At 68.2% G+C, this 26038-nt stretch carries 25 protein-coding genes and 1 riboswitch; of the genes, 10 read left to right on the forward strand and 15 right to left on the reverse strand.

All coding sequences use genetic code 11. The features are described 5' to 3' along the window. Positions 1-9 precede the first annotated feature (9 nt). A complete protein-coding gene (locus BLU62_RS10225) occupies positions 10-504 on the reverse strand; it encodes a polyadenylate-specific 3'-exoribonuclease AS (RefSeq protein WP_074849370.1) in 495 nt (164 codons plus the stop codon). Positions 505-639: 135 nt separating this feature from the next. Here BLU62_RS10225 and BLU62_RS10230 point away from each other — a divergent pair, with 135 nt between their 5' ends. Beyond that, a complete protein-coding gene (locus BLU62_RS10230; protein ID WP_074849371.1) occupies positions 640-2232 on the forward strand; it encodes a glycosyltransferase 87 family protein in 1593 nt (530 codons plus the stop codon). A 399-nt stretch (positions 2233-2631) separates the two neighbouring features. Here BLU62_RS10230 and BLU62_RS10235 read toward each other — a convergent pair whose 3' ends face one another. The 6 genes from BLU62_RS10235 to BLU62_RS10260 all read right to left on the reverse strand — a co-directional run bounded on the left by BLU62_RS10235 (position 2632) and on the right by BLU62_RS10260 (position 7142). Next, a complete protein-coding gene (locus BLU62_RS10235; RefSeq protein WP_074852815.1) occupies positions 2632-3342 on the reverse strand; it encodes a lysophospholipid acyltransferase family protein in 711 nt (236 codons plus the stop codon). 137 nt (positions 3343-3479) lie between these two features. Then, a complete protein-coding gene (locus tag BLU62_RS10240) occupies positions 3480-4469 on the reverse strand; it encodes an ROK family protein (protein WP_074849372.1) in 990 nt (329 codons plus the stop codon). Then, on the reverse strand, positions 4469-4903 hold the full coding sequence (locus BLU62_RS10245; protein ID WP_074849373.1) for a hypothetical protein: 435 nt from the start codon (positions 4901-4903) through the stop codon (positions 4469-4471). Before BLU62_RS10245 ends, BLU62_RS10240 begins: the two co-directional genes overlap by 1 nt. A gap of 144 nt (positions 4904-5047) precedes the next feature. After that, complete coding sequence (locus BLU62_RS10250; RefSeq protein WP_074849374.1) at positions 5048-6241, reverse strand: ArsA-related P-loop ATPase; 1194 nt, start codon at positions 6239-6241, stop codon at positions 5048-5050. Positions 6242-6261: 20 nt separating this feature from the next. Then, positions 6262-6699, reverse strand: a complete 438-nt coding sequence (locus BLU62_RS10255) for an SRPBCC family protein (protein ID WP_005200110.1) — start codon at positions 6697-6699, stop codon at positions 6262-6264. Beyond that, a complete protein-coding gene (locus BLU62_RS10260) occupies positions 6699-7142 on the reverse strand; it encodes a hypothetical protein (RefSeq protein ID WP_005200111.1) in 444 nt (147 codons plus the stop codon). Before BLU62_RS10260 ends, BLU62_RS10255 begins: the two co-directional genes overlap by 1 nt. A gap of 108 nt (positions 7143-7250) precedes the next feature. On the opposite strand from BLU62_RS10260, the gene BLU62_RS10265 reads away from it, so the two are divergent. Next, positions 7251-9059, forward strand: a complete 1809-nt coding sequence (locus BLU62_RS10265; RefSeq protein ID WP_074849375.1) for an AMP-dependent synthetase/ligase — start codon at positions 7251-7253, stop codon at positions 9057-9059. Positions 9060-9111: 52 nt separating this feature from the next. Continuing rightward, positions 9112-10059, forward strand: a complete 948-nt coding sequence (locus BLU62_RS10270) for an NADP-dependent oxidoreductase (protein WP_074849376.1) — start codon at positions 9112-9114, stop codon at positions 10057-10059. A gap of 250 nt (positions 10060-10309) precedes the next feature. Here BLU62_RS10270 and BLU62_RS10275 read toward each other — a convergent pair whose 3' ends face one another. From BLU62_RS10275 to BLU62_RS10295, 5 genes are all read right to left on the reverse strand, one after another. Further along, on the reverse strand, positions 10310-11434 hold the full coding sequence (locus BLU62_RS10275) for a glycosyltransferase family 4 protein (RefSeq protein WP_074849377.1): 1125 nt from the start codon (positions 11432-11434) through the stop codon (positions 10310-10312). Further along, positions 11434-12837 (reverse strand): hypothetical protein, encoded by a 1404-nt coding sequence (locus BLU62_RS10280; protein WP_074849378.1) that lies wholly within the window; start codon positions 12835-12837, stop codon positions 11434-11436. Before BLU62_RS10280 ends, BLU62_RS10275 begins: the two co-directional genes overlap by 1 nt. A gap of 9 nt (positions 12838-12846) precedes the next feature. Next, positions 12847-13866 carry a C40 family peptidase gene (locus BLU62_RS10285; protein ID WP_074852816.1) on the reverse strand — a complete coding sequence of 340 codons (1020 nt, stop codon included), beginning with the start codon at positions 13864-13866 and terminating at the stop codon, positions 12847-12849. A 201-nt stretch (positions 13867-14067) separates the two neighbouring features. Further along, positions 14068-14748, reverse strand: a complete 681-nt coding sequence (locus BLU62_RS10290; RefSeq protein ID WP_074849379.1) for a C40 family peptidase — start codon at positions 14746-14748, stop codon at positions 14068-14070. Between the two features lie 17 nt (positions 14749-14765). Then, positions 14766-14999: riboswitch (cyclic di-AMP (ydaO/yuaA leader) on the reverse strand. 107 nt (positions 15000-15106) lie between these two features. Next, entirely contained in the window at positions 15107-15337 is a 231-nt protein-coding gene (locus tag BLU62_RS10295) for a hypothetical protein (protein WP_244278108.1), read from the reverse strand. A 341-nt stretch (positions 15338-15678) separates the two neighbouring features. Here BLU62_RS10295 and BLU62_RS10300 point away from each other — a divergent pair, with 341 nt between their 5' ends. Together BLU62_RS10300 and BLU62_RS10305 are read left to right on the forward strand one after the other, a co-directional pair. After that, on the forward strand, positions 15679-17535 hold the full coding sequence (locus tag BLU62_RS10300) for a DEDD exonuclease domain-containing protein (protein WP_208863678.1): 1857 nt from the start codon (positions 15679-15681) through the stop codon (positions 17533-17535). After that, a complete protein-coding gene (locus BLU62_RS10305) occupies positions 17532-17810 on the forward strand; it encodes an Lrp/AsnC family transcriptional regulator (protein ID WP_005200119.1) in 279 nt (92 codons plus the stop codon). The genes BLU62_RS10300 and BLU62_RS10305 overlap by 4 nt, the downstream gene beginning before the upstream one ends. On the opposite strand, the gene trpD is transcribed toward BLU62_RS10305, so the two are convergent. Both trpD and BLU62_RS10315 read right to left on the reverse strand, forming a co-directional pair. Next, positions 17807-18883, reverse strand: coding sequence for an anthranilate phosphoribosyltransferase (gene trpD, locus BLU62_RS10310; protein WP_074849382.1), 1077 nt, complete (start codon positions 18881-18883; stop codon positions 17807-17809). The two genes, BLU62_RS10305 and trpD, sit on opposite strands and share 4 nt — an antisense overlap. Before the next feature lie 11 nt (positions 18884-18894). Next, positions 18895-19392 carry a hypothetical protein gene (locus BLU62_RS10315; protein WP_074849383.1) on the reverse strand — a complete coding sequence of 166 codons (498 nt, stop codon included), beginning with the start codon at positions 19390-19392 and terminating at the stop codon, positions 18895-18897. Between the two features lie 166 nt (positions 19393-19558). Between BLU62_RS10315 and ctaE the strand changes: the two genes are divergently transcribed. The 5 genes from ctaE (at position 19559) to BLU62_RS10340 (ending at position 25522) form a co-directional block, all read left to right on the forward strand. Next, the gene (gene ctaE / locus BLU62_RS10320; protein ID WP_074849384.1) at positions 19559-20170 is read left to right on the forward strand and encodes an aa3-type cytochrome oxidase subunit III; all 612 of its coding nucleotides are present in this window, start codon (positions 19559-19561) and stop codon (positions 20168-20170) included. 91 nt (positions 20171-20261) lie between these two features. Further along, positions 20262-21113, forward strand: coding sequence for a cytochrome bc1 complex diheme cytochrome c subunit (qcrC, locus tag BLU62_RS10325; RefSeq protein ID WP_074849385.1), 852 nt, complete (start codon positions 20262-20264; stop codon positions 21111-21113). Further along, on the forward strand, positions 21110-22267 hold the full coding sequence (gene qcrA, locus BLU62_RS10330; RefSeq protein WP_074849386.1) for a cytochrome bc1 complex Rieske iron-sulfur subunit: 1158 nt from the start codon (positions 21110-21112) through the stop codon (positions 22265-22267). Before qcrC ends, qcrA begins: the two co-directional genes overlap by 4 nt. Continuing rightward, on the forward strand, positions 22264-23886 hold the full coding sequence (qcrB, locus tag BLU62_RS10335) for a cytochrome bc1 complex cytochrome b subunit (RefSeq protein WP_074849387.1): 1623 nt from the start codon (positions 22264-22266) through the stop codon (positions 23884-23886). Before qcrA ends, qcrB begins: the two co-directional genes overlap by 4 nt. A gap of 136 nt (positions 23887-24022) precedes the next feature. Then, positions 24023-25522, forward strand: coding sequence for a bifunctional phosphatase PAP2/diacylglycerol kinase family protein (locus BLU62_RS10340; protein WP_425284599.1), 1500 nt, complete (start codon positions 24023-24025; stop codon positions 25520-25522). A 99-nt stretch (positions 25523-25621) separates the two neighbouring features. Here the strand turns inward: BLU62_RS10340 and BLU62_RS10345 are convergent, their stop codons facing one another. Next, positions 25622-26038 carry a cytochrome c oxidase subunit 4 gene (locus BLU62_RS10345; protein ID WP_074849389.1) on the reverse strand — a complete coding sequence of 139 codons (417 nt, stop codon included), beginning with the start codon at positions 26036-26038 and terminating at the stop codon, positions 25622-25624.

Here is a 26038-nt window from a genome sequence, read left to right on the forward strand (position 1 = left end):
TACGCCGGGTCAGCCACCGACGTTCAGGCGAGCCTTCTCGATCGCTTCCCAGCGGCGCAGGTTGTGCCGTGCGTCGCTCAGTGCGTCGTGGGCATCGGACGGCGCCGGCGGGAGCGCGGGTCGTCCGACGGCCTCCCAGTGCTGGCGGAGTTCGCGGGTGAAACGCGGGATGGGACGGGGCAGCGCCGTCATCGGACCCCACATCTGACACAGGACCACATGGTCATAGGCACCGACCCACGCCCACAGCTCGATATCGGTCCCGTCCGCGGTGAGGAACTCGAGGAGGTCCTCGCGAATCCGCCGGCGGTCCTTCCACACCGGCGACGACGGCGACGGCAGTTTGGGCAGCACGTTCGCGCGCACCCAGTCACCGGCGCGGCCGGGATCGAAATCGGTGGACACCGCGTAGAACTCACGGCCGTCCTCGCCGACGACCCCGATCGAGACCAGCTCGATGGTGTTTCCGTCCTCGATGAACTCCGAGTCGTAGAAGAACCGCATGAGGACAGTATTCACACACGCCCGGACGGGCCTCGACCCGCGGCGAGATGGGGCACGGATACGCGCCCGGACGAGCCACGTTTCGCCATTGCCGTACTTTGCTGGCTACCCTGGTAATTCGTGCGCTCCAGGTCTGTGCTGGCGACCGCTTTCCTGGCGGCGTCGATCATCGCGCGGCTCGTCTGGGACACGCTGACCGTGAACGGCAGGAACTTCGTGGACCTGCACGTTTACCGCGACGGTTCGGCGGGTCTCGCCGACGGGTCGCTCTATTTGTTCACCTATTCCGGTGAGACGGACTTCGCGCTCCCCTTCACCTATCCACCGTTCGCCGCGGTGGTCCTCTATCCCCTGTCGCTCATTCCGTGGGACATCGTGGCGATCGGCTGGCAACTCGCGACCTTCGCCGCCCTCTACGCGTGTGTGGTGCTCTCGCTACGGCTGTGCGGCCGCTCCACCGACGTCCACGTGCTCGCGGCGCTGTGGACGGCACCGGCCATCTGGTGTGAACCGGTCCGGGTGACCCTGGACTACGGCCAGATCAACGTCTTCCTGATGCTCGGCACCCTTTTGGCGATCTTCTGGGCGCGCCGCGCCGACGGGACATCGAGCGAGCGCGGTGTGCTCGCCGGCGGCGCGCTGATCGGCCTGATGGCGGGGATCAAGCTCACCCCCGCGATCAGCGGTCTCTGGTACCTCGCCGTCCGCAAGCCGTGGGGCGCACTGTCGGCGGCGTTCGCCTTCGTGTTCACGGTCCTCGGGTGCCTGCTGCTCTTCCCGGAGGTCACCCGCACCTACTACGGAACGCTGTTCGGGGACGCCGAACGGATCGGCCCCGTCGAGGCGGTCATCAACCAGAGCCTGCGCGGAACCCTCTCGCGGTTCGTCGGTTTCGACGTCGGCACCGGGTGGATCTGGTTCCTCGGCGTCCTGATCGCCACCGTCGTGGCCTTCTTCACCTGGCGTGCGGTGTCCGACGCCCTCGGCGTCCTGCTCGTCGTTCAGTTCTTCGGCCTGCTGATCTCGCCGATCTCCTGGGTCCACCACTGGGTGTGGGTGGTCCCGCTCGGCATCTGGCTGGTCCACGGCGCGGGAGCGCGACGCCCCGGCGCCCGCGCGATCCTGGGTCTGTGGGTGGCCGTCGCCGCCCTCGGCATCCCGTGGATCCTGCGTGTCCTCATCGAGTACGGGCCCGTACCCCCGACGGCCGTCGAGGCCGTGTTGGGCGCGGCGTGGGCGGTCGCCACCTTCGTCACGATGGGCTGGATGATCGCCACCAAGGCGGCGCGCGGTGCAGACGGGACCGACGACCGTCCGAAGGACGTGGTGGCCGCGGCCATCGTCGACGACGGTCGGGTGCTGCTCGCCCAGCGCGCCCATCCGGCCGAGCTGGCCGGCAAGTGGGAACTCCCGGGTGGCCGCGTCGAGTCCGGTGAGACCCACGCCCAGGCCCTCACCCGCGAGATCCGCGAGGAACTCGGTGCCGAGATCGAGGTGGGCGCGCGCGTCGGCGCAGAGGTGAGGCTGCCGGGTGGCCTGGTCCTGCACGCGTATCGGGCTCGTCTCCGCTCCGGAACCCCCGCCGCCCTCGAACATCTCGAGATGCAGTGGTTCTCGGCTGACGAGCTGCGGCGGATCGACGCCGAGGACGTGGTGCCGGCGGACCGTGGCTGGATTCCCGAGCTGTGCGCCGTGCTCGACGACGCACGGGTCGGCGAGGCGGGCTGACTACGCGCCGCCGGGCTCGGGTCCCCCGGCGATGCCAGAAGGACGAGCACAGTACCCCTGCTCCCTGAAGCGCGAGCACAGCCACCCCTGCTCCCAGAAGCGCGAGCACACCACCCCTGCTCCCAGAAGCGCGAGCACACCACCCCTGCTCCCAGAAGCGCGAGCACACCACCCCTGCTCCCAGAAGCGCGAGCACACCACCCCTGCTCCCAGAAGCGCGAGGACATCGCCCCCTGCTCCCAGAAGCGCGAGGACATCGCCCCCTGCTCCCTGAGGTGCGAGCGGAGCGAGCCACGAAGGGCCGGCGAGGTCGGCTCACCCGGCCTTCGAGGCTCGTCGACTTCGATGCGCTCCTCGCACCTCGGGCAGCGGACCCGGGTGCGTCGCGTTCTCTCGAGATCAGGCAGCGGCGTCGGCTGCCGGCGGCTCGACGGCCGGGGCCTTGTTCTTGAGGCTCGCGGCGTAGACGTCGACGTACTGCTGGCCGGAGAGCTGCATGAGCTCGTACATGATCTCGTCGGTGACGGCCCGCTCGATGTAGCGGTTGCCCTCCATCCCCTCGTAGCGGGAGAAGTCGAGGGGCTTGCCGATGCGGACGGTGACCTTCGTGGGGCGCGGCAGGATGGAACCGGGCGGATTGAACTTGTGGGTATCCACCATGGCGACCGGGATCACCGGTACGCCGGTGTCCATGGCGAGGCGCGCGAGACCGGTCTTGCCCTTGTACAGCCGGCCGTCGGGTGAGCGGGTGCCCTCCGGGTACATGCCCATCAGCTTGCCCGCTTCGAGCTGGCGGCGGGCGGCGGTGAAGGCGCCCTCGGCGGCGGCGGCACCGGACCGGTCGATGGGGATCTGCCCGACCGCGGTGAAGAACCACCGCTGGAAGGCCCCTTTGAGGCCGGTGCCGGTGAAGTACTCGCTCTTGGCGAGGAAGTAGATGCGGCGGTCCACCATCAGCGGCAGGAAGAAGCTGTCCATGACCGCGAGGTGGTTGCTCGCCAGGATCGCCGGCCCGTCGGTCGGGATGTTCTCATGCCCTTCGATCGTCGGGCGGCCCAGGACACGGAGGATCGGCCCCAAGAAGATGTACTTGAACGACCAGTACCACATGAGACTCTCCTTGCCCGCACACTTCTCCTGACCCGATGCCGGTGCCGGCAGCGGACCCCCACCGTCGGAACACTCACCCCGCGGTCCCGACATCAAGACCATACCCGCGTCGGACTCCGGCGACCGGCCCGGTTTCCTCAGCGGGCGGCCGACGGCGGCGCGGACTGGCTCGCTGCCGCCCGAAGCGCTTGGCGCGCAACCTCTGCCGCGCCGACGACACCGGCCGTTTCGCCGAGCTGGGTGCCGCGGATACGCGCGAGCTGGCGGTGTCCGGCACCGGTGACCTGCCGTGAGTAGTGCTCGCGGGCCTCGTCGAGGAACAGCCCCGACGCCGCCCCGACGCCACCGGCCAGCACGATCAGGTCGGGGTCGAAGATGTCGGCGATCATCGCCAGCCCCTGACCCAGGGACGTCGCGAAGCGGGCGAAGGCCGCGAGGGCCACGGCGTCACCGTCGGCGGCCGCTCCGGCGACCCGACGCCCGGTCAGGGAACCGGGATCGGCGGCCACGTCGGCGGCGAGCTGACTGCGTCCCCAGTCCCCGTCGGCCAGCAGTTCGACCACGGTGTCCACCAAAGCGGTTCCGCTGCAATACCGTTCCCAGCATCCGCGCTTTCCGCAGGCGCAGGCACGACCGTCGGGGACGATCGTGAGATGTCCGAGTTCCGGTGCGACGCCATAGCTCCCGCGATAGATCTCGCCGTCGATGACGAGACCGGCGCCGATGCCGGTGCCGATCGCGAGCACCACGGTGTTGTGCCCACGCGCGGCCGCCCCGAATCGCCACTCGGCGACCGCTGCCGCGTTGGCGTCGTGTTCGGCGAACACCGGGATGCCGACGCGCCGGGTCATGTCCTCGGCGACCGGCGCCTCCCGCCACGGCAGGTGCGGGGCGAACCGGACGATGCTGCGGTCGGTGGTGAGGAAGCCGGCGATCGCGAGACCGACGGCTTTCGCATCCCACCGGGAGGTCAGCTCGCCGACGAGCCGGTCCAGGCAGTGCTCGAGAGCCTGGACGGTGGGCGGCGTCTGCGCGCGGAGGGTGTCGAGCATCGTGCCGCGGTCGTCGACCACCGAGGCCCGCACGCTCGTGCCGCCGATGTCGATGCCGATGGTCAGCTCACCCATCACTGCTCCTGGTCGGGTCCGGTGCGCGCGTCCGGGCGTCGTGGGGTACCGATACGGACCGCGATCGGTTCGTAGTGTCGTGGTTCCGATGTCGTGGTGGGAGCCGACCGCAGTGCCTCGGCGATGGCCTCCAGGACGGCGATGACCGCTGCGAGGAGCCGGGCGATCAGGTCGCCGATCTCACTGAGCAGCGAGGTGATCTCCCCCGAGGCACCTGCGAACGCGTGACCGACAGGTCCGTCGGCGCCGAACGCGGCGGCATACCCGGAAGCAGTCGCACCCGCATCCTGCGGGCCACGTGCGAAGAGGCCCGCGAGCGCGTCGATCTGATTCGCCAACCCGAGCAGCAAGTCCCGGACCGGATCGCCGTGCGTCGCACCGCGGTCGTCACGATCGGACCCGTCACCGCGTGACGTCCCATCGTCCGTACCCATTCGCTTGCTCTCCCCTCGCCGCTGGTGCCCGGAGGCATCGTGCCGCACACCCGCGACCACATGTGGACGGGCGTCCCAGCACCGTACCGTGCGGTCGCCGCCTGTGTGGTCTTCGAACGTACCCGGTGGCCGTACCGGAGGCGACTACCGGCGCGGCCAGACAGCAGGGTCGGGGACGAAGCCGACGGTGAGCCGTCCCTCGTCCCAGGCCGCGTCCACGACCGTGCATCGCCGCAGCACCGACGGCAGACGCACCGGATGACGGAAGCCGGAGATGGTCACGAGCAGGTCGTCACCGCTGCGCCCGAGGACCAGCGAGTCGGGATCGGGCAGGCGTTGCGGCCACGACAAGCGGAAGGCGGTCGCCCCTCCGGACGCGGAGTCGACGACCGCCGCGGCCGATCCGCGCGGGATACCGTGCGGATCGGGCAGCCGGACGCCGAGTTTGCGCAGCCGGGCCATCCGATCGATCGTCTCGGCCGACCGGTCCACCACCGCCACCCGCACACCACCGCACCCGTCGGGACCGGCGAGCAGCCCCTCGACGTGCGCGACGAGATCTTCCGGAGACTCCGCGCCCACGCCGCGATTCACCTGCACCGAGGCCAGCGGCAGTCCCATGATGTCCGCCCCCGCGACGTAGTGCTCGGCGAGGCGGCGTGCCCGATCATCCGTGCCGAGGACCAGGTGGACGGCCACCGCGTGCGCGTCGGCGAACAACTCTGCGACGTCGGCGCAGTCGCGGTCGATGGCGTCCACCGCGGCGGTCAGCTGCGCCATCACCGGCCGCTCGGCCGCCGTCGCGAGCCGTCGGTGCCGCGGCCAGAACCGGTTGAGCGCCTGACTCAGCACCGATCCCCCACGCAGGAACTGCAGCGGGTCACCGCAGCCCGAACAGTCGACGATGATCCGTTGCCACTGACCGCTCGTCGCCTCGTCGCGGATACGTCGCAGCAACAGGAAGTCGTCGATACCCGGCAGCGAGGTCAGTTCCGCGGCGTCGATGCCGGCGAGCGTCCCGACCCCGGGCAGGACGGCCTTGCTGCGACCCGCGGTGTGCTCGAGGACGTCGACGAAGGCCGACCAGGTGCGTTCGGTGAGATCGAGCCGATCCAGTGTCAGCAGGTGGAGGAACTTCGAGACCGCCACCGGTTCACCGGGCTGCCGGTAGACATGCGCCCAGTCGTGCACGGGCGACCAGCGGTCGACGGTGATGAGCAGGGTGTGCCGCTCCGGCCGGGTGACGGCATGACGCGAATCCCTGGGCGTGCCGGGTCGTTGGGACGCCGCCGCGGCGGCGACAGCGGAGACGCCGGAGCCTCCGGGACCGAGCACCACATGTATGGGTGTGAGATCGATCAGCCTTCGACCCTCTTCTTCAGGTCGTTCAGCGCGGCATCGGTGATCGCCTTCTCGGCACGGCGTTTGAGCTGACCGATCATCGGCACCTGCAGATCGACCATGAGCTCATAGGTGACCTTGGTGGAGCCGGGCACCTGCTGGGTCAGGATGTAGCGGCCGCGCTGATCCTTCTGCAGATCGCTGGAGACCAGCCGCCACGAGACCGAGGTTCCCTGCGGATCCCATTCGTAGGCAAGTACATACGTGTCCTGCAGGACACCCGCGTCGAGAACGAAACGCACCTCGAGTGCCCGTCCCGCGTCGTCGGTGCGCAGCACCTCGACCTCGTGTGCCGCGGTGACCCAGTCCGGGTAGTGCGCGAAATCGGAGATGACGGCGAGGATGTCCTCGGCGTCGGCGCCGATGACGATGTCGCGTTCGGTGTGGTCGGCCATCACACGGCCTCCGCGGTCTCGGCCCCCGCCGCGGGGCCGCCCACGTGCCGGTCCGCCTCGAGGAGACGCTTCACCTCGAAGGACATGTCCTTGCCCGCCACGCGACGTCGCTTGTTCTCCTCGGCCAGCGCGTCGGCCCGGGCGACCGGGTCGTCCCCCCGCTCACCGGGCAGGGCGCGGGTCGGTTCCGCGTGGAGGAAGTAGTGCAGGACGAAGCCGTCGAGGACCGCCTCGTTCCAGATCTCCATCGTCCCGGCCACCGGCCCGTCGACACGCCACCGGACACCTTGCTCCGCACGGTCTTCGGTGACCGCCAGACGCAGGTCGGGCCACCATCGCCGCCAGTTGGCGGGGTCGCCGATCACGGCAGCGGCCAGGCGTGGTGCCGCGGCGACGAAGACCTCGTCGGCCACCTGGATGCTCGTCACGCCCACTAGCTTCACATACTCGCGTCGACGCAGGGTAGTGCACCCGAAGGGCGGTGCCGTGAACGTGCCGATTTACAGCAGGGATACGATTTGCACAACGGCATCTACTGGAGGGTAACCACGATGAGTGAGTACAGCGTGCCTGCGAAGTTCTCGATCGCCGAAGACGAGAACTGCACGAACATCATCTTCGATCTGGCTCAGCGATCACCGCAGCACGTCGTGTTCCGCCACAAGCAGGGCGACACGTGGGCTCCCATCACGGCCGCCGATGCCGCAGCACGCATCTCGTCGATCGCCAAGGGCCTGATCGCCTCCGGCGTCAACCCCGGCGACCGCGTGGCACTGCTGTCGCGCACCCGCCTCGAGTGGAACCTCTTCGACTTCGCGATCTGGTCGGCCGGCGCGATCACCGTGCCGATCTACGACTCGTCGTCGGCAAGCCAGATCGAATGGATCATGCGCGATTCCGGCGCCGTCGCGATCGTGCTCGAGGACGACGCCCACCGCGCCGCCTTCGAGTCCATCGACTCGCTCACCGAGCCGGTCAAGGTCTTCCAGATCGACCGAGCCGACGCACCCGGTGCCGTCGACGAACTGGTGTCCGCCGGCGCCGACGTCCACGACGACGAGGTCGGCAAGCGCCGCGCGACCCTCGGGGCCGCCGATCCCGCCACCCTGATCTACACCTCGGGCACCACCGGACGCCCCAAGGGATGCGAGCTGACCCACTCGAACATGCTGTCCGAGGTACGCGCGGTGCTCGCCGGTGACCTACTCGACGACCTCATCGGGCGCGACGAGAAGCGCCTCCTGATGTTCCTGCCGCTGGCACATGTGCTGGCCCGTGCGATCACCCTCGTAGCGATCGAGGCCGGAGCCGAGGTCGGACACACCAGCGACATCTCGACCCTCGTCGACGAGTTCGCGGTCTTCAAGCCGTCTCTCATCCTCTCGGTGCCGCGCGTGTTCGAGAAGGTCTACAACTCCGCACGCCAGAAGGCCTACGACGGTGGCAAGGGCAAGATCTTCGACGCCGCCGCCGACACCGCGGTCGCGTACTCGGAAGGGCGTGAGAAGGGCCAGATCGGTCTGATCCTCAAGCTCAAGCACGCGCTGTTCGACGCGCTGGTCTACAAGAAGCTCCGTACGGCCCTGGGCGGCGAGTGCGGGATGGCGATCTCCGGTGGCGGTCCGCTGGGTGCACGTCTGGGCCACTTCTTCTCCGGTGTCGGCATCCCCGTGTTCGAGGGCTACGGCCTGACCGAGACGACGGCCGCGTTCAGCGTGAACACCCCGTCGGCCTGGAAGATCGGCACCGTCGGAAAGCCGTTGTCGGGCAACTCCGTCCGCCTCGGCGAGGACGGCGAGATCCTGCTCAAGGGCGGCGTCGTGTTCAAAGAGTACTGGCAGAACCCGGAGGCGACCGCGGGCGCGATCGTCGACGGCTGGTTCCACACCGGCGACCTCGGCACCGTCGACGCCGACGGTTTCATCACGATCACCGGCCGCAAGAAGGAACTCATCGTTACCGCGGGCGGCAAGAACGTCTCCCCCGCCGGTCTCGAGGACGTCATCCGCGCCCACGCCCTGATCTCGCAGGCGATGGTCGTCGGCGATGCGAAGCCGTTCGTGGCCGCGCTCATCACCGTCGACCCGGAGGCCTTCCCGGCGTGGAAGGAACGCAACAACAAGCCGGAGTCGGCCTCGGTCGCCGACCTCATCGACGACGCCGACCTCCGCGCCGAGGTCCAGTCGGCCATCGACTCCGCCAACAAGACCGTGTCGAGCGCCGAGGCGATCAAGAAGTTCCGCATCCTGCCGTCGGACTTCACCGAGGAGACCGGCGAGATGACGCCGACCCTCAAGGTCAAGCGCAACGTGGTCGTGGAGAAATTCTCCGTCGACATCGAGGCGATCTACCAGAAGTGAGCCCCGGGGGCGGGTTCGGAATCAATCCGCCCCGGCACCCGTTGGTGCCACCATGCGAGCAATCACCTACAGCCGCTTCGGCGGCCCTGATGTCCTGCAGGTCACCGATCTCCCCACCCCGAAGGTCGGCCCCGATTCCGTACTGATCCGAGTACGCGCCTCGAGCGTCAACCCGGTGGACTGGAAGGTCCGAGAGGGTCACCTGGCCGAGATCATGGACACCGTGTTCCCGGTGATCCCGGGGTGGGATGTCGCGGGGGTGGTCGAGCAGGTCGGCTTGGACACGCCGGAATTCCAGGTCGGCGACGAGGTGTTCGGCTACGTCCGCAAAGACGTCGTCGGCGGGGAAGTCGCCGGCGGCACGTTCGCCGACTTCGTTGCCGCCCCGGTCCGCACACTCGCCCACAAGCCGTCCAGCTGGTCGTTCGAGGAGGCTGCGGCCGTCCCGCTCGCCGGATTGACGGCGTACCAGACCATTCGTCGGGCGGGCGTGCAGTCGGGTCACACGGTGCTGATCCACGCTGCCGCGGGCGGCGTCGGGTCGTTCGCGGTGCAGGTCGCGCGGGCGCTGGGCGCCCGAGTGATCGGCACCGCGTCGGAATCCAATCACGACTATCTCCGGGCCCTCGGCGCCGAGCCCATCACATATGGGGACGGCCTGGCCGATCGGGTACGTGCGATCGAACCCGCCGGCGTCGACGTCGTCCTCGACTATGTCGGTGGTGACGCCCTCGACTCGGTGCCGGACGTGTTGCGCGACGGCGGCACCGTTGCCTCCATCATCGATGCCCGGGCGCGTGACGAGTTCGGGGGCCAGTACGTGTGGGTGCGTCCCGACTCCGCGGACCTGGCCGAGCTGGCCCGGCTCGGCGACGCCGGCGAACTCGTGCCGGAGATCGCCGAGGTGTTCGACCTGACCGACGCTTCCGGGGCCCACGAGCGCAGCCAGTCCGGTCACGTGCGAGGGAAGATCGTGGTACGGGTCTCGACCCAGGGGTAGGCGGTCACGTACCGAGCATCGCTCCCCCCGCCGAGAAGCGCCCCTGATTTCCGCCCCGCGTCGAAAACTGCTCGCGAAACCCGCCCCTGATTTCCGCCCCAGCCCGGAAACCGCCCCTCAGAACCACCCTCGAGCGCGGCGCCGCGTCCGATGCGACGCCGGCGGCGCTGTCCAGGGTGGTTTCCAGGGGCGTTCTTCGACGCGGGGCGGAACCGGGGGTGGTTTCCAGGGACGCTTTTCGACGCCGGGCTCAGAGCAATTGGCGCAGCCGAGCCGCCATCTGACTCCACTGCCAGTTCTCCACGACGAAACGTCTTCCCGCCGCGCCCATCTCGGCGGCCGCGGCGCGGTCGCCCAGGATCGACAGGATCGCCATGGCGACGGCGTCGACGTCGGTACCGTCGACCGTCGTCCCGGTGACCCCCTCCACCACCGTCTCCGGCGCACCACCCGAGAGGCCGGCGACCACGGGCACGCCGGTGGCCGACGCCTCGAGATAGACGATCCCGAGGCCCTCGACGTCGAGTCCGCCGCCGCGGGTACGAGACGGCATCGCGAAGACGTCCGCGATGTTGTGGTACGCCGAGAGTTCTTCGGCCGGAACAGATCCGGTGAAGATCACCTGATCCTCGATGCCGACCTCGGCCGCCAGGGCGTGCAGCTTCTCCGCATACGGACCACCGCCGACGACGACGAGCACGGCGTCGGGGATCGTGCGGCGGATCAACGGCAGCGCCCGGATCAGCACGTCCTGCCCCTTGCGCGGCACCAGCCGTGACAGACACAGGATGGTGGGCCGGTCCCCCAACTCGTGTCGATCCCGGAACTTTTGTCGGAGAACCGGATCGGGCGCGAAGCGGGTGACATCGACACCGGGTGGCAGATACTCGAGAGCGGCATGCGCGCCGAAGGCCGAGGCGAATCGGCCCCGGGTGTACCGGCTGACGAAGGTGATCACGTCGGTGTGACGCCCGATGTGCCCGAGCACCTGGCGCGCGCCCGGCAGCATCGACCAACCGACCTCGTGGCCGTGAGTACTCGCCAGGATGCGTTGCGCACCGGCGCGCCGCATCGCGGGCGCCAGGACGGCCAGCGGTGCCGCCGCACCGAACCAGACCGTCGAGATCTGTTCGCGCCGAACGATGTCGGCCGCACGACGCGCGACGAACGGCGTCGGCAGCATCAGCGTCGTGCGATGGCGATACACCCGGTACGGCACCTCGGCATCGAAGTCGGCGTGCGAGCGGCCCCGCCAGCGCGGCGCGTAGACGACGATGTCCTCCGGCGGCAGCAGATCCACCAGATTCTGCAGGTACGACTGGATTCCGCCCGGCCGGGGCGGAAAGTCGTTGGTGATCAACAGAGTTCGTGCCATCAGCGGACCTGTCCGTCGAGCCATCGTCCCCAACCGGCCACCAGTTCGCTCCGATCGACTCCGAGCGCGGCCCGGATGGCAGCGTCCTGGCGAGCCGGATCGGCGGTGGCCGCGACCCCGAGATAGAGCCTCTTCAGACGCGCCTCGTCATAGCGATCGGCGACGTACGCGGCCATCGACCACGCGCTCTGATAGGCGACCTCGGACGTCGCTCCGTCCATCGCGAAGGCGGCGGCGTCGGGCAGGCCGGCGGGCACGTCCCCGGCCCGGATCGCCTCGGTCAGATCGGGCGCGGCGTCGGCGAAGCGCGTGTACGTGCCCTTGCGACCGACGAACTCGGCGACGCCCTCGGTGATCCACAACGGGGCGTCGAGCGCCGTCTGGGCCCGGGCGGCGACATGGGTGAGTTCGTGGCGCAGCACGACGGCGAGCGTCGGCGCGGCCAGGTCGTCGGCGGCCGGCGTGAAGACGACCCGCTGACCCGTCGCGGTGCGTCGCGGATAGTCCACGCGGTTGTAGACGGTGGCCGCGGCCGCGGTCCCGGTCACCCCGCGCCCCTGGATCACCAGCTCTTCGAACTCGTTCGGCTTCGACGTCGCCACCACCACGGCGCGTCGATCCCACGAGTCGCCCCAGAAGGCGCTGACCGCGTCCACGGCGTCGGGCAGCAGCCGACGCAGATTCGCGACCGTCTGGGCGGTGCGAGGGTACGAGGCGATCACCGAGGTCCCGCCGGCGGTGGCCACATCGGTGACCGAGAGTGCGGGCAGTTCCCACAGCTGTGTCGGTGTCGGCTCGCCGCCGAGCGCCTCCGCGTCGCCGACGAGCTTCCACTCGTCGCCGTACCGGGCCACCACGAACTGGGTGGAGACGACGACCTCGGACTCGTCCACGCCCGGTGCGCGTTCGCCCCCGAGGGCATATCGCAGCTCCACCGGCGCCACCCAGGAATCCGAACTCCCCTTCGCGTCGAGAAGCCCTTGCACATCAGCAGGTACCAGCGTCTCTGCTTCCTCCGTGGGAGCGAGCTGATAGTCGAAGTGGGCGAACCGCAGACGCCCGTCGGACTCGCCGCGCGAGAACTCACGGGGACGGAAGTTCGCGGTGGCGGTGACCCATCTGTTCTTGAACGCCGGGGTCGCCGTGTCGTCGAGCAGCACACCGACCTCACGCACATTCCCGGACGTGATCGTCTCGGTGAGCTCGTCGAGCAGGCGCGTCACGCCCGCCGCCCGCTGCTGCTCGTAGACGTTGGCCGGCGTCGTCGACGTCGTCGTGGACGCACTCGAGACCGATCCGGCGTCCGGCGACGCATCCGGCCCGCCACATCCCGTGACCACACCGAGGATCAGCACCACCGCGGACGCGAGCGTCGGGCGCCATCGCCCGCGGAGTGAAACCACCGGTGGAGTCTAGAACCGGCGGCCGGAGTTGAAAGGACCGGCCTCGTCGAGCGGGACGACCTTGACCGGGACACCGAAGGTCGACGCATGGATGACGTAGCCGTCCCCGACGTACATCCCCACATGGTGGGCATCTGGGTAGTAGATGACGAGGTCGCCGGGCTTGAGATCCCCACGGGCCACGGGGCTGCCCCCGGCCAGCTGGGCCTCGCTCGAACGCGGAAGCGTCTTGCCGGCCTGCTTGTAGGCCCACACCATCAGACCCGAGCAGTCGAACGAGTTCGGCCCGGTGGCGCCCCACACGTAGGGATCACCGATACGGGTCAGCGCAGCCTGGACGGCGACGAGTGCGGCAGCGGTGCCCCGGGGGACGATCCGCGGGTCGAAGTCGAACTTCGGGCCGCGCAGGGCGGCGAGCTGCTTGCCGGTCATCGACTGGTAGATCGCGCGGATCTGGATCGCCTGCATCTGCAGGTCGGCCTGCTTGGTCTGGAGGTTTCCGCGGACTCGTTCGGCGCGCGAGACCGCCTCCGACGCCGCGAGGGCAGTCTGGTCGGCGTCCTTCTTGGCGACCGCGGTACGGGCGCGGACCTTCTTGATGGCGGTCAGGTCGGACGCGGCCTGCCGGGAGATCATGTCGAGTCCCGACATCTGGTCGAGCAGGGCCTGCGGCGAGTCGCTGACCATCACCGCATACAGGCCGCTGACGCGGGCACCCTGGTAGCTCGCACGCACGATCGCGTCGACCCTGGACTGATAGGCGGCGAGCTGCTCACGGCTGATGTCGAGCTTCCGCTGGGCGTCGATCGCGGCCTTCTTGGCCCCGGCCACGATCGAGCGCTGCTTGTCGTACTCGATCTTGGCGTTGTGCATCGCCTCGGTGGTCTTCTCGGCCTCGGTGCCGAGCTGTTTGTACCGCTCGAGAAGCTGATCGGCCGATCGCGCGGGCACGGCCCGGGCCTGCCCGAAGCCACCGGTTGCCAGCGGGACGACGGTCACGAGCGCCGCCAGTAGACAGACGGCGAGCATCATCGAACCCGATCGTGCGCGCAGCCGCGTTGCGTTCACTTGTCCCTCCCCGGAAAGCACGGTGCTGGTCACTCCTCTACCGCTGTGTAACTCCCCCGCGGACCACCCTAAGTTCCCCCCGGTGGACCCCAGGACTGGATCGGGCGGATCGCACAAAGCTCGCGACCCGCCCTATCCTTGATGCCCTTTGTTCAGTTGGTATCAGTAGCGCCGGATACCGGTGAGCTGCCACTCCTTGACAGCGTCACGCTTGACCGGCGTGCCGTAGTTCGAGGAGTGCACGAACTGTCCGTTTCCGACGTAGATGCCGGCATGGCCGCCACCGTTGAAGATCATCACGTCGCCGGGCTTGGCCTCGTTGTAGGAGACCGGGCGACCGCCGCCGAGCTGGCCGTAGCTGTCACGCGGGACCGTCTTACCGGCCTGCTTGTAGGACCAGTAGACGAGGCCCGAGCAGTCGAAGGCATTCGGGCCGGCCGAGCCGTAGGAGTACGGCGAGCCGATCTTGCTCTCCGCGGCCTTGACGGCCTTCTCACCGGCGGTCAGCTGGGGCTGCCCGAGCGGGGCGCCACCGTGCGGACGGAACTGCTCCGGGATCTGGTTCTGACCGATACCAGGGATGGTGAACTGGCCGACGTTCGGGATCTCGACCGTGGCGGCCGGAGACTTCGCGACGGGCTTGGGCGCGGGTGCCGCCTGGGGTGCCTTCTGCTCACCGGGCAGAGCCGGGATCTCGAAGGTGCCGAGCGGGGTGTGGACCGGGGCCGCAAGAGCAGGGCCGGCGGCAGCGGCGAGCGAACCGAGCGTGATCGATCCAGCGATCACCGCCTTCTTGGCAACCTTGCTCCCACGATTGGGCTGTTCCAAACGATGTTTGGGCACGAAGCGTGTTCTCCTTCAGTTTCTCCCTGTACCGCCGACCGAGTTAGCTGTCGGGTTCGGGCCGGAAGAGTGGCCCTACGCGTTTTCGGCACAGACGTCCCCCAGGAGGACACGCAAGCGCTTTTGACGCGATTCACCCCGATTCGGAACAGTGTCACCAGGTCTTGTCAGTACTGACATCGTCTGGCCGGGCTGCCCGAAGTTGGTGGTTCCCCGGTTCGCCCGCGAGGGCGATTGAGCGGTGACTTGTGCGGACCACTTCTGTTGAAGCGGGACGCTCCGCAAAGGTCTCAGAAAGGTTACGAAATCGACGGCGCCGTGTCCACTAGGGCACGGACACGCAGATCGCAGTTGATTTTCAGCCCGCCCGCAGCTCGGTGCCGGCGATGACGCGAAACGGTGCCTGACGTGCACTTTTCGACGTTCTTGCAGATCGTGCAGCGCTGCTGGTGACCATTGCAGCCGACTGGAAGACATCGATCGCGAGGTCCAGTTCCGCATCGTCGTCGAGGGCCTGCGCCGTTACCGAAGCTCCACCTTCAACAGGTGCATCATCCCAGTTCGGACCACCGAAAAGCACCGTCATCATGCACCCGTCACAGGCGACGGGGCGGGCCGGGCAGGTAGCGCAGTCGACGTGCATCGTGTGATCTCCATCTCATCTGGCCGTCCGGGGCGTTCGAGCCCCGGATCGGGCGGGTCAGGGGAGTGATTTCGCCGCCGTCGGCGACGATCTCTCACTTCGAGGTGGAGACTAGGCGGCACCACCGACAAACTCGATCGCACAGTGTTCGACACATGCGTCACACGAGTAACAGTCGACGTCGGAGAACATCTCGCCCTCCCTCCCCCGGCAGAAACAGAACGATCGATCGGGGTGTCACATCGGCCCTGTCGGTGCATCGAACTAATGTTCGGCCTGTGAGGCGCATGGATGGTGGCCGCGCAGCCACCGGACGGGAGACCGAGGGACAGCTGACCTTCGCCGACCTCGAGGCCGCCGACCAGGCCACCGATGGCGTCCCGACGTCGAACGAGTTCAGCGACCGGGCGCTGTTCGAGACCACCCTCGTGGTCGTCGACCTCGAGACCACCGGCTCGGACCACTCGGGCGACCGCATCACCGAGATCGGTGCGGTGAAGATCCGGGGCGGCGAGGTGATCGGCGAGTTCGCCACCCTGGTCGATCCCGGTCGCCCCATCCCGCCGCAGATCGTCACGCTCACCGGGATCACGACGGCGATGGTCACCGACGCCCCCCGCATCGAGTCGGTGCTGCCCGCATTCATCGAGTTCGCCCGCGGGGCGATCCTGGTCGCCCACAACGCCCGCTTCGACATGGGGTTCCTGCGGCAGAACGCGCTCCGGCTCCACCTCGACTGGCCGTTCAGCCTGAGCCTGTGCACGGTGACGATGGCCCGGCGCATCCTGTCGCGCGACGAGGCGCCGACGGTCAAACTGAGCGCCCTCGCCGACCTCTTCGACGTCTCGGTCCGCCCGACCCACCGGGCGCTCGACGACGCCCGCGCAACCGTCGAGGTGTTCCACCGTCTTCTCGAACGCGTCGGGAACCAGGGCATCGCGACGGTCGGGGACCTCACCTCTTATCTGCCGCGGACCGATCCGCGTCTGCGCGCCAAACGCCATCTCGCCGACCGCGTCCCGGCCCGCCCGGGTGTCTATCTCTTCCGCGGTCCGTCGAACGAGGTCCTCTATGTGGGCACGGCCGTCGACCTACGACGCCGCGTCCGTTCCTATTTCTCCGGCAGCGATCCGCGGCGACGCATCACCGAGATGGTCCTGCTCGCCGAGCGCGTCGACGTCGTCGAGTGTTCCCACGCCCTGGAGGCGGCGGTCCGGGAGTTGCGGCTGCTGGCCGCGCACGCGCCCGCCTACAACCGCCGTTCGACGCAGCCCCACAAGGGATGGTGGGTCACGCTGACCGAGGAACACTTCCCACGCCTCAAGGTCAGCCGCACCCCCACCGACGAATCCATCGGCCCGGTGGGCAACCGCAACAACGCGGCGACCGTCGCCGACGTGATCGCCGCGGCCGCCGGGCTGCGCACCTGCGCCAAACGCCTCGGCGCCACCGGCTATCACTGGTGCCCGACACCCGACGGCACCCGGCAACCCGGCGGATGCCACGCCGCCGCATCGCAACCCCAGGCCGTCCCGGACTATCTGCCGCACGTCACCGCGGCCCGCCGCCTCATGCGCGGGGAGGCCGACGACCTCCTCGACGCCCTCACCGAGCGCCTCGCCGATCTCTCCGAGGCGCAGATGTTCGAGACCGCCGCGCGCCACCGCGACCGGCTCGCCCTGACCATCGACGCACTGGCGCGGTGTCAGCGGCTGGCCGCCCTGTGCGCGATCGCCGAGATCGTCGTCGCGCGTCCCGACGACGAACGCGGATGGCATTTCGCCGTCGTCCGTCACGGACGGCTCGCCGCAGCGGGACGCGCCCGCCGAGGCGTCTCCCCCATGCCCGTCGTCGACGCGCTCGTCGCCGCGGCCGAGACGGTCGTCCCCGCACCGGGTCCGCTGCGCGGTGCACCGGCGGAAGAAGTCGCACTGATCTACCGGTGGATGACCGAGCCGGGGGCCCGGATCGTGTCCACGACCGACCCGGTGGCACTGCCGGCCGGGTGCGCCGAACGACGCCGCGGCTGGTCACAGTCCGCACGGGACGCCCGCTCCGACGCCCGGTCGGCGGTGCACCGGACGCCACGGCCCGCACCACGCTCGCCGGTCCGGGAGCTCGTGGCAACTAGGCTTGCGCCATGATCACTGCCATCGTCCTCATCCAGGCCGACATCCACCAGATCCCGGAGACCGCTCAGGCCGTGGCCGACATCGCCGGCGTCGAAGAGGTGTACTCCTGCGCGGGCGACGTCGACCTCATCGCGAAGATCCGCGTCCGCGACCACGAACACATCGCGTCAGTGGTGACCGGTCAGATCAACCGCCTGCCCGGAGTGCTCAAGAGCGCCACCCACATCGCCTTCCGCAGCTACTCGAGCTCGGATGTCGAGGGCGGCTTCTCCATCGGCGAGAACTAGTTCCCCGCCGCCGACCCCAGCCGGGTGCTCAGCGACGCCCAGCGGTCGAGCAGCGTCGCCGCGGCGCCCGAGTCGATGGCGTCGGCGGCACGGTCCTTCGCGGCACCGAGCGCCTCGGTCAGCTCGGCGGAGGTCATCGGGGCCTGCTGTTCGAACGCCACAATCGCGCCGGCCGAGTTGAGCAGCACCGCGTCGCGCACGGGACCCGTTGTGCCCGCGAACAATTCACGGGCGATGGCCGCATTGGCGACCGCGTCGCCACCCTGCAGTGCGGACAGCTGGACACGTGCGATCCCGAGATCGGTCGGATCGATGCTGAGCTGAATGACCTGACCGCCGATGACCTGCCACACCGTGGAGGTGGTGGTCGTGGTGAGTTCGTCGAGTCCGTCGTCGCCGCGGACCACGAGTGCCGAACCCCCGCGGTCGGCGAAGGCACTCGCCAGAACCGGGGCGAGGTCGGCGAACGCGCAGCCGATGAGGCCGGCAGTCGGACGCGCCGGGTTCGTCAGAGGTCCGAGCACGTTGAAGACCGTCGGGATACCGATCTCCTTTCGCGGCGGACCCGTGAACCGGAACGCCGGGTGGAACACCGGCGCGAAGCAGAACCCGATCCCGAGCTCGTCGACGCACCGCGCGACCGCGTCGGCGGACAGGGTGATGTCCACCCCGAGCGCCTCGAGCACGTCGGCACCACCGCTCTTCGACGACGCCGCCCGGTTTCCGTGTTTGACGACCGCCACCCCGGCGGCCGCGATCACGATCGAGGTCATGGTGGAGATGTTCACGGTGTGCGAACGGTCGCCACCCGTGCCGACCACGTCGACCGCCGGACGACTCACCTCGACGAGCGTCGCGTGGTCGAGCATCGCCTGAGCCAGCCCGACCAGCTCGCCGGAGGCGGCGCCCTTCATCTTCACGCCGACGCCGAACGCGGCGATCTGCGCGCCGCTGGCACTGTCGGTCATGATCTCGTTCATCGCCCAGCCGGCCTCTTCGGCGCTGAGGTCGATGCGATCGGTGATCTTGCCGAGGATCTGCGGCCAGGTGAAGGCGGATTGTGCGGTACTCACAGGCACAGAGCCTAGTGCCCCGCCGCACCCGACGGACGCTGCAGTACAGACCATCGTCGAGCGATCCCGCCGTGACGGGAACCCAGACTCGCCATCCGGGAGCGTTCCTGGGACAGATGCATCGCGTCGAGCAGCTGGACGCGCGCCAGGACGAGTACCTCGAGCCGGTCATCGCCCGCCCCGGGCCGTGATCCCCACCGTTCGTCGCCGACGACCTCATAGCCGTCGATCGCCGCCACCGCGACCGCCTCGGCCACCCGCTCCGGGGGAAGCTCGAGGTCGTGACGCAGGATCACCTCTTCGTCGGACCGCCACGACGACGCGTCGAGGGCGACCGAACTCGCGATCGCGTCGTCGTCGGAGCCGGCGACCACCACCACCTCGTCGTCGAGCGCCAGCGGCCCACCGCCGGCCCCACCCGAGAACCTCGACCGCAGACGCGCCAGGCGCCCCTGCGCGACGACGCGTCCGTTGAGGTCTCGCCGACCGTGCGAATCCGAACTCGACATGAACTCACCGTAACCACCGGACCCCCCGCCCGGACACTCGGCAAGGCATTCTCCGGACACGCCGACCACTACCTCACGGAGCCCCCGACCTGCAGCGGAACAAAAACCCGAACCCAATATCCGACCCGGGTGGCCACCGCTTACTACGAACCGTCATACTTCACTTGTGACAAGCGCTGTAGGTACCTCAGGGACTGCGATAACCTCGCGCGTGCACTCGCTGAACCGGCCCAACATGGTCAGCGTCGGCACGATCGTGTGGCTGTCCAGTGAACTCATGTTCTTCGCTGGCCTCTTCGCGATGTACTTCGTCGCCCGGGCCAACTCCGCCGTCGGCTGGCCGCCGCCACCGACCGAGCTGAATCTCGCCCTCGCCATCCCGGTGACGACGGTGCTGATCCTCTCGTCGGTGACCTGCCAGATGGGCGTGTTCGCCGCCGAACGGGGTGACGTCTTCGGCCTCCGCCGTTGGTACGTGATCACCCTGATCATGGGGACGATCTTCGTCGTCGGCCAGGCTTACGAGTACACCGTCCTCGTCGGCCACGGCACGACCTTGGCATCGGATGCGTACGGCTCGGTCTTCTACATGACGACAGGCTTCCACGGCCTACACGTCATCGGCGGACTGATCGCCTTCGTCTATCTCCTCATCCGAACCAAGCTCTCGAAGTTCACCCCGGCGCAGGCAACCGCCGCAATCGTTGTCTCCTACTACTGGCATTTCGTCGACATCGTCTGGATCGGACTGTTCGTCACGATCTACTTCATCCGATGACCCCGGCGATCCCGCGCCACGCGCGACCCGCCACCTCAGAGCGCAGCTCGCTCTAGATCTCCACTCCGTCCCGCTTAGTAGAGAGTCACAGATGAGTTCATCTCCAGCGCGACCGTCGGATAGCGGCACCGACGCCCGCCGCGCCAAGGCCCGACGCAAGCTCCGTCGCCGCGCAAGCGGCACCATCGTGCTGCTGGCCGGTCTGGTCATGGCCGGTGTGCTCGCCTCGGTTCTCACCCCCGACCCCCAGGTCGCGGTGGCCGACGAGAGCAACGCCGCGATGATCAACGACGGCCGCAAGCTCTACGAGACCTCGTGCATCACCTGCCACGGCGCCAACCTGCAGGGTGTGCCCGATCGTGGTCCCGCACTCCTCGGCGTCGGCGATGCCGCCGTCTACTTCCAGGTGTCGACCGGCCGTATGCCGGCCGCACGTGGCGAGGCACAGGCGCAGCGCAAGCCCGCCAAGTTCACCACCGAGCAGATCGACCAGCTCGGCGCGTTCATCCAGGCCGAGGGCGGCGGACCGCAGGTCCCGCGTGACGCCAACGGCGAGGTCGCGCAGGAATCCCTGCGTGGCGACAGCATCGGTCGCGGCAGTGAGCTGTTCCGCCTCAACTGCGCGTCGTGCCACAACTTCACCGGTCGTGGCGGCGCCCTCTCCTCGGGCAAGTACGCGCCCGTGCTCGACGGCGTCGACGAGGCACAGATCTACACCGCGATGCTGACCGGCCCGCAGAACATGCCCAAGTTCTCGAACCGGCAGCTGAATCCGGAAGAAAAGAAAGACATCATCGCCTACGTCAAGTACGTGACCGAGGCACAGCCCAGCGGCGGACTCGGCCTCGGCGGCTTCGGTCCGGTCAGCGAGGGCATGGTGATGTGGTTTGTCGGCGTCATCGCCATCGTCGCAGGCGCCATGTGGATGGGATCTCGAGCATGAGTGGCAGTGACAAGGACGTCCCGTCGCGGGACGAACTGGAGCAGATGAGCACGGATGAGCTCGTCAAACTCGGCACCAATCTCGACGGTGTCGAGATCATCCACCGTGCCGAGCGGTACCCCGAGCCGGGTACGAAGGTCGAGAAGCGCGCCGAGCGCCAGGTCGCGATCTGGTTCACGGTCGCCGGCGTCTCCGCTCTCGCCTGCCTGGGCATCTTCCTGTTCAACCATTGGGAATTCGCCCTTCCGGACGACCCGAACTACTGGTGGTACACCTTCAACACGCCGCTCCTCGGTGCGACGTTCGGTCTCTCGGTGCTGGCCATCGGCATCGCGATGATCCTGATCACCAAGAAGTTCATCCCGTCGGAGATCTCCGTGCAGGACCGCCACGACGGTGGTTCGACCGAGGTCGACAAGAAGACGATCGTCGGACTCCTCCAGGACACCGGCACCACCTCGACCCTGGGTCGTCGCAAGATGATCATCGGGTCCGCCGGCTTCGGTCTGGGTGCCTTCGCACTCACCGGTCTCGTCGCCTTCCTCGGTGGCTTCATCAAGAACCCGTGGGCCGAGCGGGAGAACGCTCCCCTGTGGCACTCGGGCTGGTCGCCGATCTACAACTCGAAGGAAGACCCCAACGAGACCATCTACCTGCGTCGCGACACGGGCAACCCGTACCAGGTCGCCCTGGTCCGTCCCGAGGATCTCGACGCCGGCGGCATGGAGACCGTCTTCCCGTGGCGTCGTTCCAACGGGTACGGCGAGACCGAGCACTCCCGTCACGCGCTGATGGAGAGCCTGCACGAGGTCCGCAACCCCGTCATGCTCATCCGCCTGCGTCCCGAGGACGCGGCCCGCGCCATCAAGCGCACGGGTCAGGAGAGCTTCAACTACGGTGACTACTTCGCCTTCACCAAGGTCTGCAGCCACCTCGGTTGCCCCGCCTCGCTGTACGAACAGCGGAGCAACCGCATCCTGTGTCCCTGCCACCAGTCGCAGTTCGATGCACTCGAGTACGCCAAGCCGATCTTCGGACCGGCCGCCCGTGCTCTCGCACAGCTGCCGCTCACGGTGAACAATGAGGGTTACCTCGTTGCGGCAGGCGACTTCATCGAGCCCGTCGGACCGGCATTCTGGGAGCGTAAGTCATGACCATCGCCGACCGCCTCGGCACACAAGCCGAAGAAATGGACTCGCGGTATCACCTCGCCGCGGGTATGCGTCGCCAGATCAACAAGGTCTTCCCCACCCACTGGTCGTTCATGCTGGGTGAGATCGCGCTGTACAGCTTCATCATCCTGTTGATCTCGGGTGTCTACCTGTCGCTGTTCTTCGATCCGTCCATGACTCACGTGGTCTACGACGGCGCGTACCAGCCGCTCAACGGCGTCATGATGACCAAGGCGTACGAGACCACCCTGGACCTCTCCTTCGAGGTGCGCGGTGGCCTGTTCGTCCGCCAGATCCACCACTGGGCAGCCCTGCTGTTCGCGGCGTCGATCATCATCCACATGGCTCGCATCTTCTTCACCGGTGCGTTCCGTCGTCCGCGTGAGGCCAACTGGATCATCGGCTGCCTGCTGCTGATCCTGGCCATGTTCGAGGGCTTCTTCGGCTACTCGCTCCCCGACGACCTGCTCTCGGGCACCGGCGTCCGCGCCGCGATGAGCGGCATCGTCCTCGGCATCCCGGTCGTCGGTACCTGGATTCACTGGGCGCTGTTCGGCGGGGACTTCCCCGGCGACATCATCATCCCGCGTCTGTACGTGCTGCACATCCTGCTGTTCCCGGGCATCATCCTGGCTCTGATCGGTGCTCACCTGGCGCTCGTCTGGTACCAGAAGCACACGCAGTTCCCCGGCCCCGGCCGCACCGAGAAGAACGTCGTCGGTGTCCGGATCATGCCGGTGTTCGCGGCCAAGGCCGGCGCGATGTTCGCCTTCGTCACCGGTGTGCTGGCCATCATGGCGGGCATCTTCCAGATCAACCCGGTCTGGAACATCGGCCCGTACAACCCGGCACAGGTGTCTGCGGGCTCGCAGCCGGACATCTACATGCAATGGACCGACGGTTTGATACGTCTGTTCCCGGCATGGGAGCTGTACCTGGGCAACTACACCGTGGTGATGTCGAACTGGGTCGTCCTGATCATGACCGTGATGTTCGGCCTGATGTTCGCCTACCCGTGGATCGAGAAGCGGCTCACCGGCGACGACGCTCACCACAACCTGCTGCAGCGTCCGCGTGACACCCCGGTGCGTACCGCGATCGGTGCGATGGCGTTCTCGTTCTACATCCTGCTGACGCTGGCGTGCATGAACGACATCATCGCGTTCAAGTTCCACATCTCGCTCAACGCGACGACGTGGATCGGTCGCATCGGTCTGATCATCCTGCCGCCGCTGGTGTACTTCATCGCATACCGCTGGGCGATCTCGTTGCAGCGCAGCGACCGTGAGGTCCTGGCACACGGCATCGAGACCGGCATCATCAAGCGCCTGCCGCAGGGTGAGTACATCGAGCTGCACCAGCCGCTCGGCCCGGTCGACGATCACGGTCACCCGATCCCGCTCCCCTACGAGGGTGCTGCGCTGCCGAAGCGGATGAACAAGCTCGGCTCCGCCGGTGCCCCGGGTACGGGTTCGATCCTGACCGCCGATCCGCCGGAGGAGCAGTTGGGTCACGTCAAGGCCGAGCACGAGCTCGAGGCCGCGGAGCGCAAGGCTCTCCGCGAGCTCCAGGCCAAGGGTGGCAACCCCTTCGACGAGTAGTAGCCACACGAGACAGCGGGCCGTCGCGCACCATCAGGTGCACGACGGCCCGCTGTTTTTGTACCCCTCCCCTCCCCCACCAGGAGGAGCGCGTCCGCTCCCACGGCCGCGGCGCGGATGTGGCACGGTGGACACCATGCGCCGGTTACGTCATCGTGCTTCCGGTCTGTCCCAGATCACCCGTGGGATGGGCACTCTCGACGCCGAGATCTACGACTCGATCGCCCGGTCGCCGAGCCCGTTGCTCGACAAGACGATGCCCGTACTGACCCACGCGGCCGATCATTCGAAGCTCTGGATGGCGATCGCCGCCGGACTCGCCGTCTCCGGCCGACCGTCGCTCCAGCGCGGTGCTGCCCGCGGCATCGTCTCTCTCGCGGCCACCAGTCTCGTGACGAACCAGGCGGCCAAGCGGATTCGCCGCCGTCCGCGCCCTTCCACCGGACTCATACCTGTCCCCCGACGCGGTCGCAGACAGCCGACGTCGAACTCGCTGCCCTCCGGCCATTCGGCCAGTGCCGCGGCCTTTGCGGTCGGCGTCGCCGCCGAGAGCCCACCCGCAGGCCTGGTGTTGGGGGCGCTCGCCGGACTCGTCGGCCTGTCCCGGGTCGCCACCGGCGCCCACTACCCCGGCGACGTGGTGGCCGGTCTCGGGATCGGTGCTGCCATCGCGACCGTGGGGACCCGCGTGGTACCGCCGATCACCCGACCCTCCCTGTCTCTCGCCGATCCGACCACCGTCGACGCCGAACCCCGCCCGGACGGCGCCGGACTGGTCGTGGTGGTGAACCCGACATCCGGGGACGGCCGCGGACGCCAGGTCCTCGACGCCATCCGCGACGCACTTCCCGCGGCAGAGGTTGTCGTGCTCGACGAGAACGACGACATCGCATCGGTGTTCGCCGATGTCGCGGCACGCGCGTCGATCATCGGCGTCGCAGGTGGGGACGGCACCGTGGCCTGTGCGGCCGGTGCCGCCATCCATGCGGATCTACCACTGGCGGTCTTCCCGGCGGGCACCTTCAACCACTTCGCTCGCGACATCGGCTGCGGGACGGTCGAGGCCACCGTCGACGCCGTCGCCTCCGGGTCCGTGATCAAGGTCGATGCGGTGTGGCTCAACGACTCTCGACTCATCCTCAACACCGCCAGTATCGGGGCCTACCCGCACTTCGTCCGGATCCGGGAGCGCCTCCGGCATCGCATCAGCCGTCCTCTCGCCACCGCCACCGCGATCTTCCGGGTGATCCGCAAGGAAGCGAACGTTCGCATCGAAGTGGAAGGGCAGGTTCTCGACGTCTCCCTGTTCCTGATCGGGAACTCGATCTATCAACCGACGGGTTTTCTCCCCACCCGACGCCTCCGGCTCGACGACGGCCTGCTCGACGTCCGGATTCTGGAGACGGGACACCGCTGGGCGACCCTGCGCCTGTTGGGGTCCCTGGCCGGCGGCCGCTTGGAGCGGTCCCGGCTGTACCACGAGATGCAGGTACCCGAGTTCCGCTTCACCACGGTCGACGGCCCGGTCGCGGTGTCGCACGACGGCGAGGTCGAAGACAGCTTCACGGACGCCCATTTCCGTGTGGACTACCGCAGGCTCAAGGTGTACTCGCCGGCGCGCTCACCGCGCTTCTGACGGGACCGATGGACCGACACGAGTATCGGGCCCCGCATACGACAAGACGACGCCCCACCGGGAAGGTGGGGCGTCGTCTCTGTTGGTTCTACTGAGAAGTCAGTGCTTCTCGGGACCGACGTGGTACTCGAAGACCAGTCCGGCCGCGGTACCCAGGATCACCGCGACCGCGAAGATCGAGAGCCACCAGTTGCCTGAGGCGAAGCCCACGGCGAAGGTCGAGGCACCGAGCGCGATCAGGATGGGCCACCAGGAGTGCGGGCTGAAGAAGCCCAACTCGCCTGCGCCGTCCTCGATCTCGGCATCTTCGTAGTCCTCGGGCCGAATCTCGACGCGGCGCGACACGAAGCGGAAGAACGTGCCCGCGATCAGCGTCAGACCGGCGGCGAAGAACAGGCCGACGACGCCGACCCACTCGATGCCCTTGCTGGTGAACGCGGTGAACAGGGTGTACGCGACACCTGTCAGCGCGAAGAAGGCTGTCAACATCTCGAAGAGGCGTGCTTCGATTTTCAT

Origin of the sequence: Gordonia westfalica, assembly GCF_900105725.1 — a bacterium.
Classification (GTDB): Bacteria; Actinomycetota; Actinomycetes; order Mycobacteriales; family Mycobacteriaceae; genus Gordonia; species Gordonia westfalica.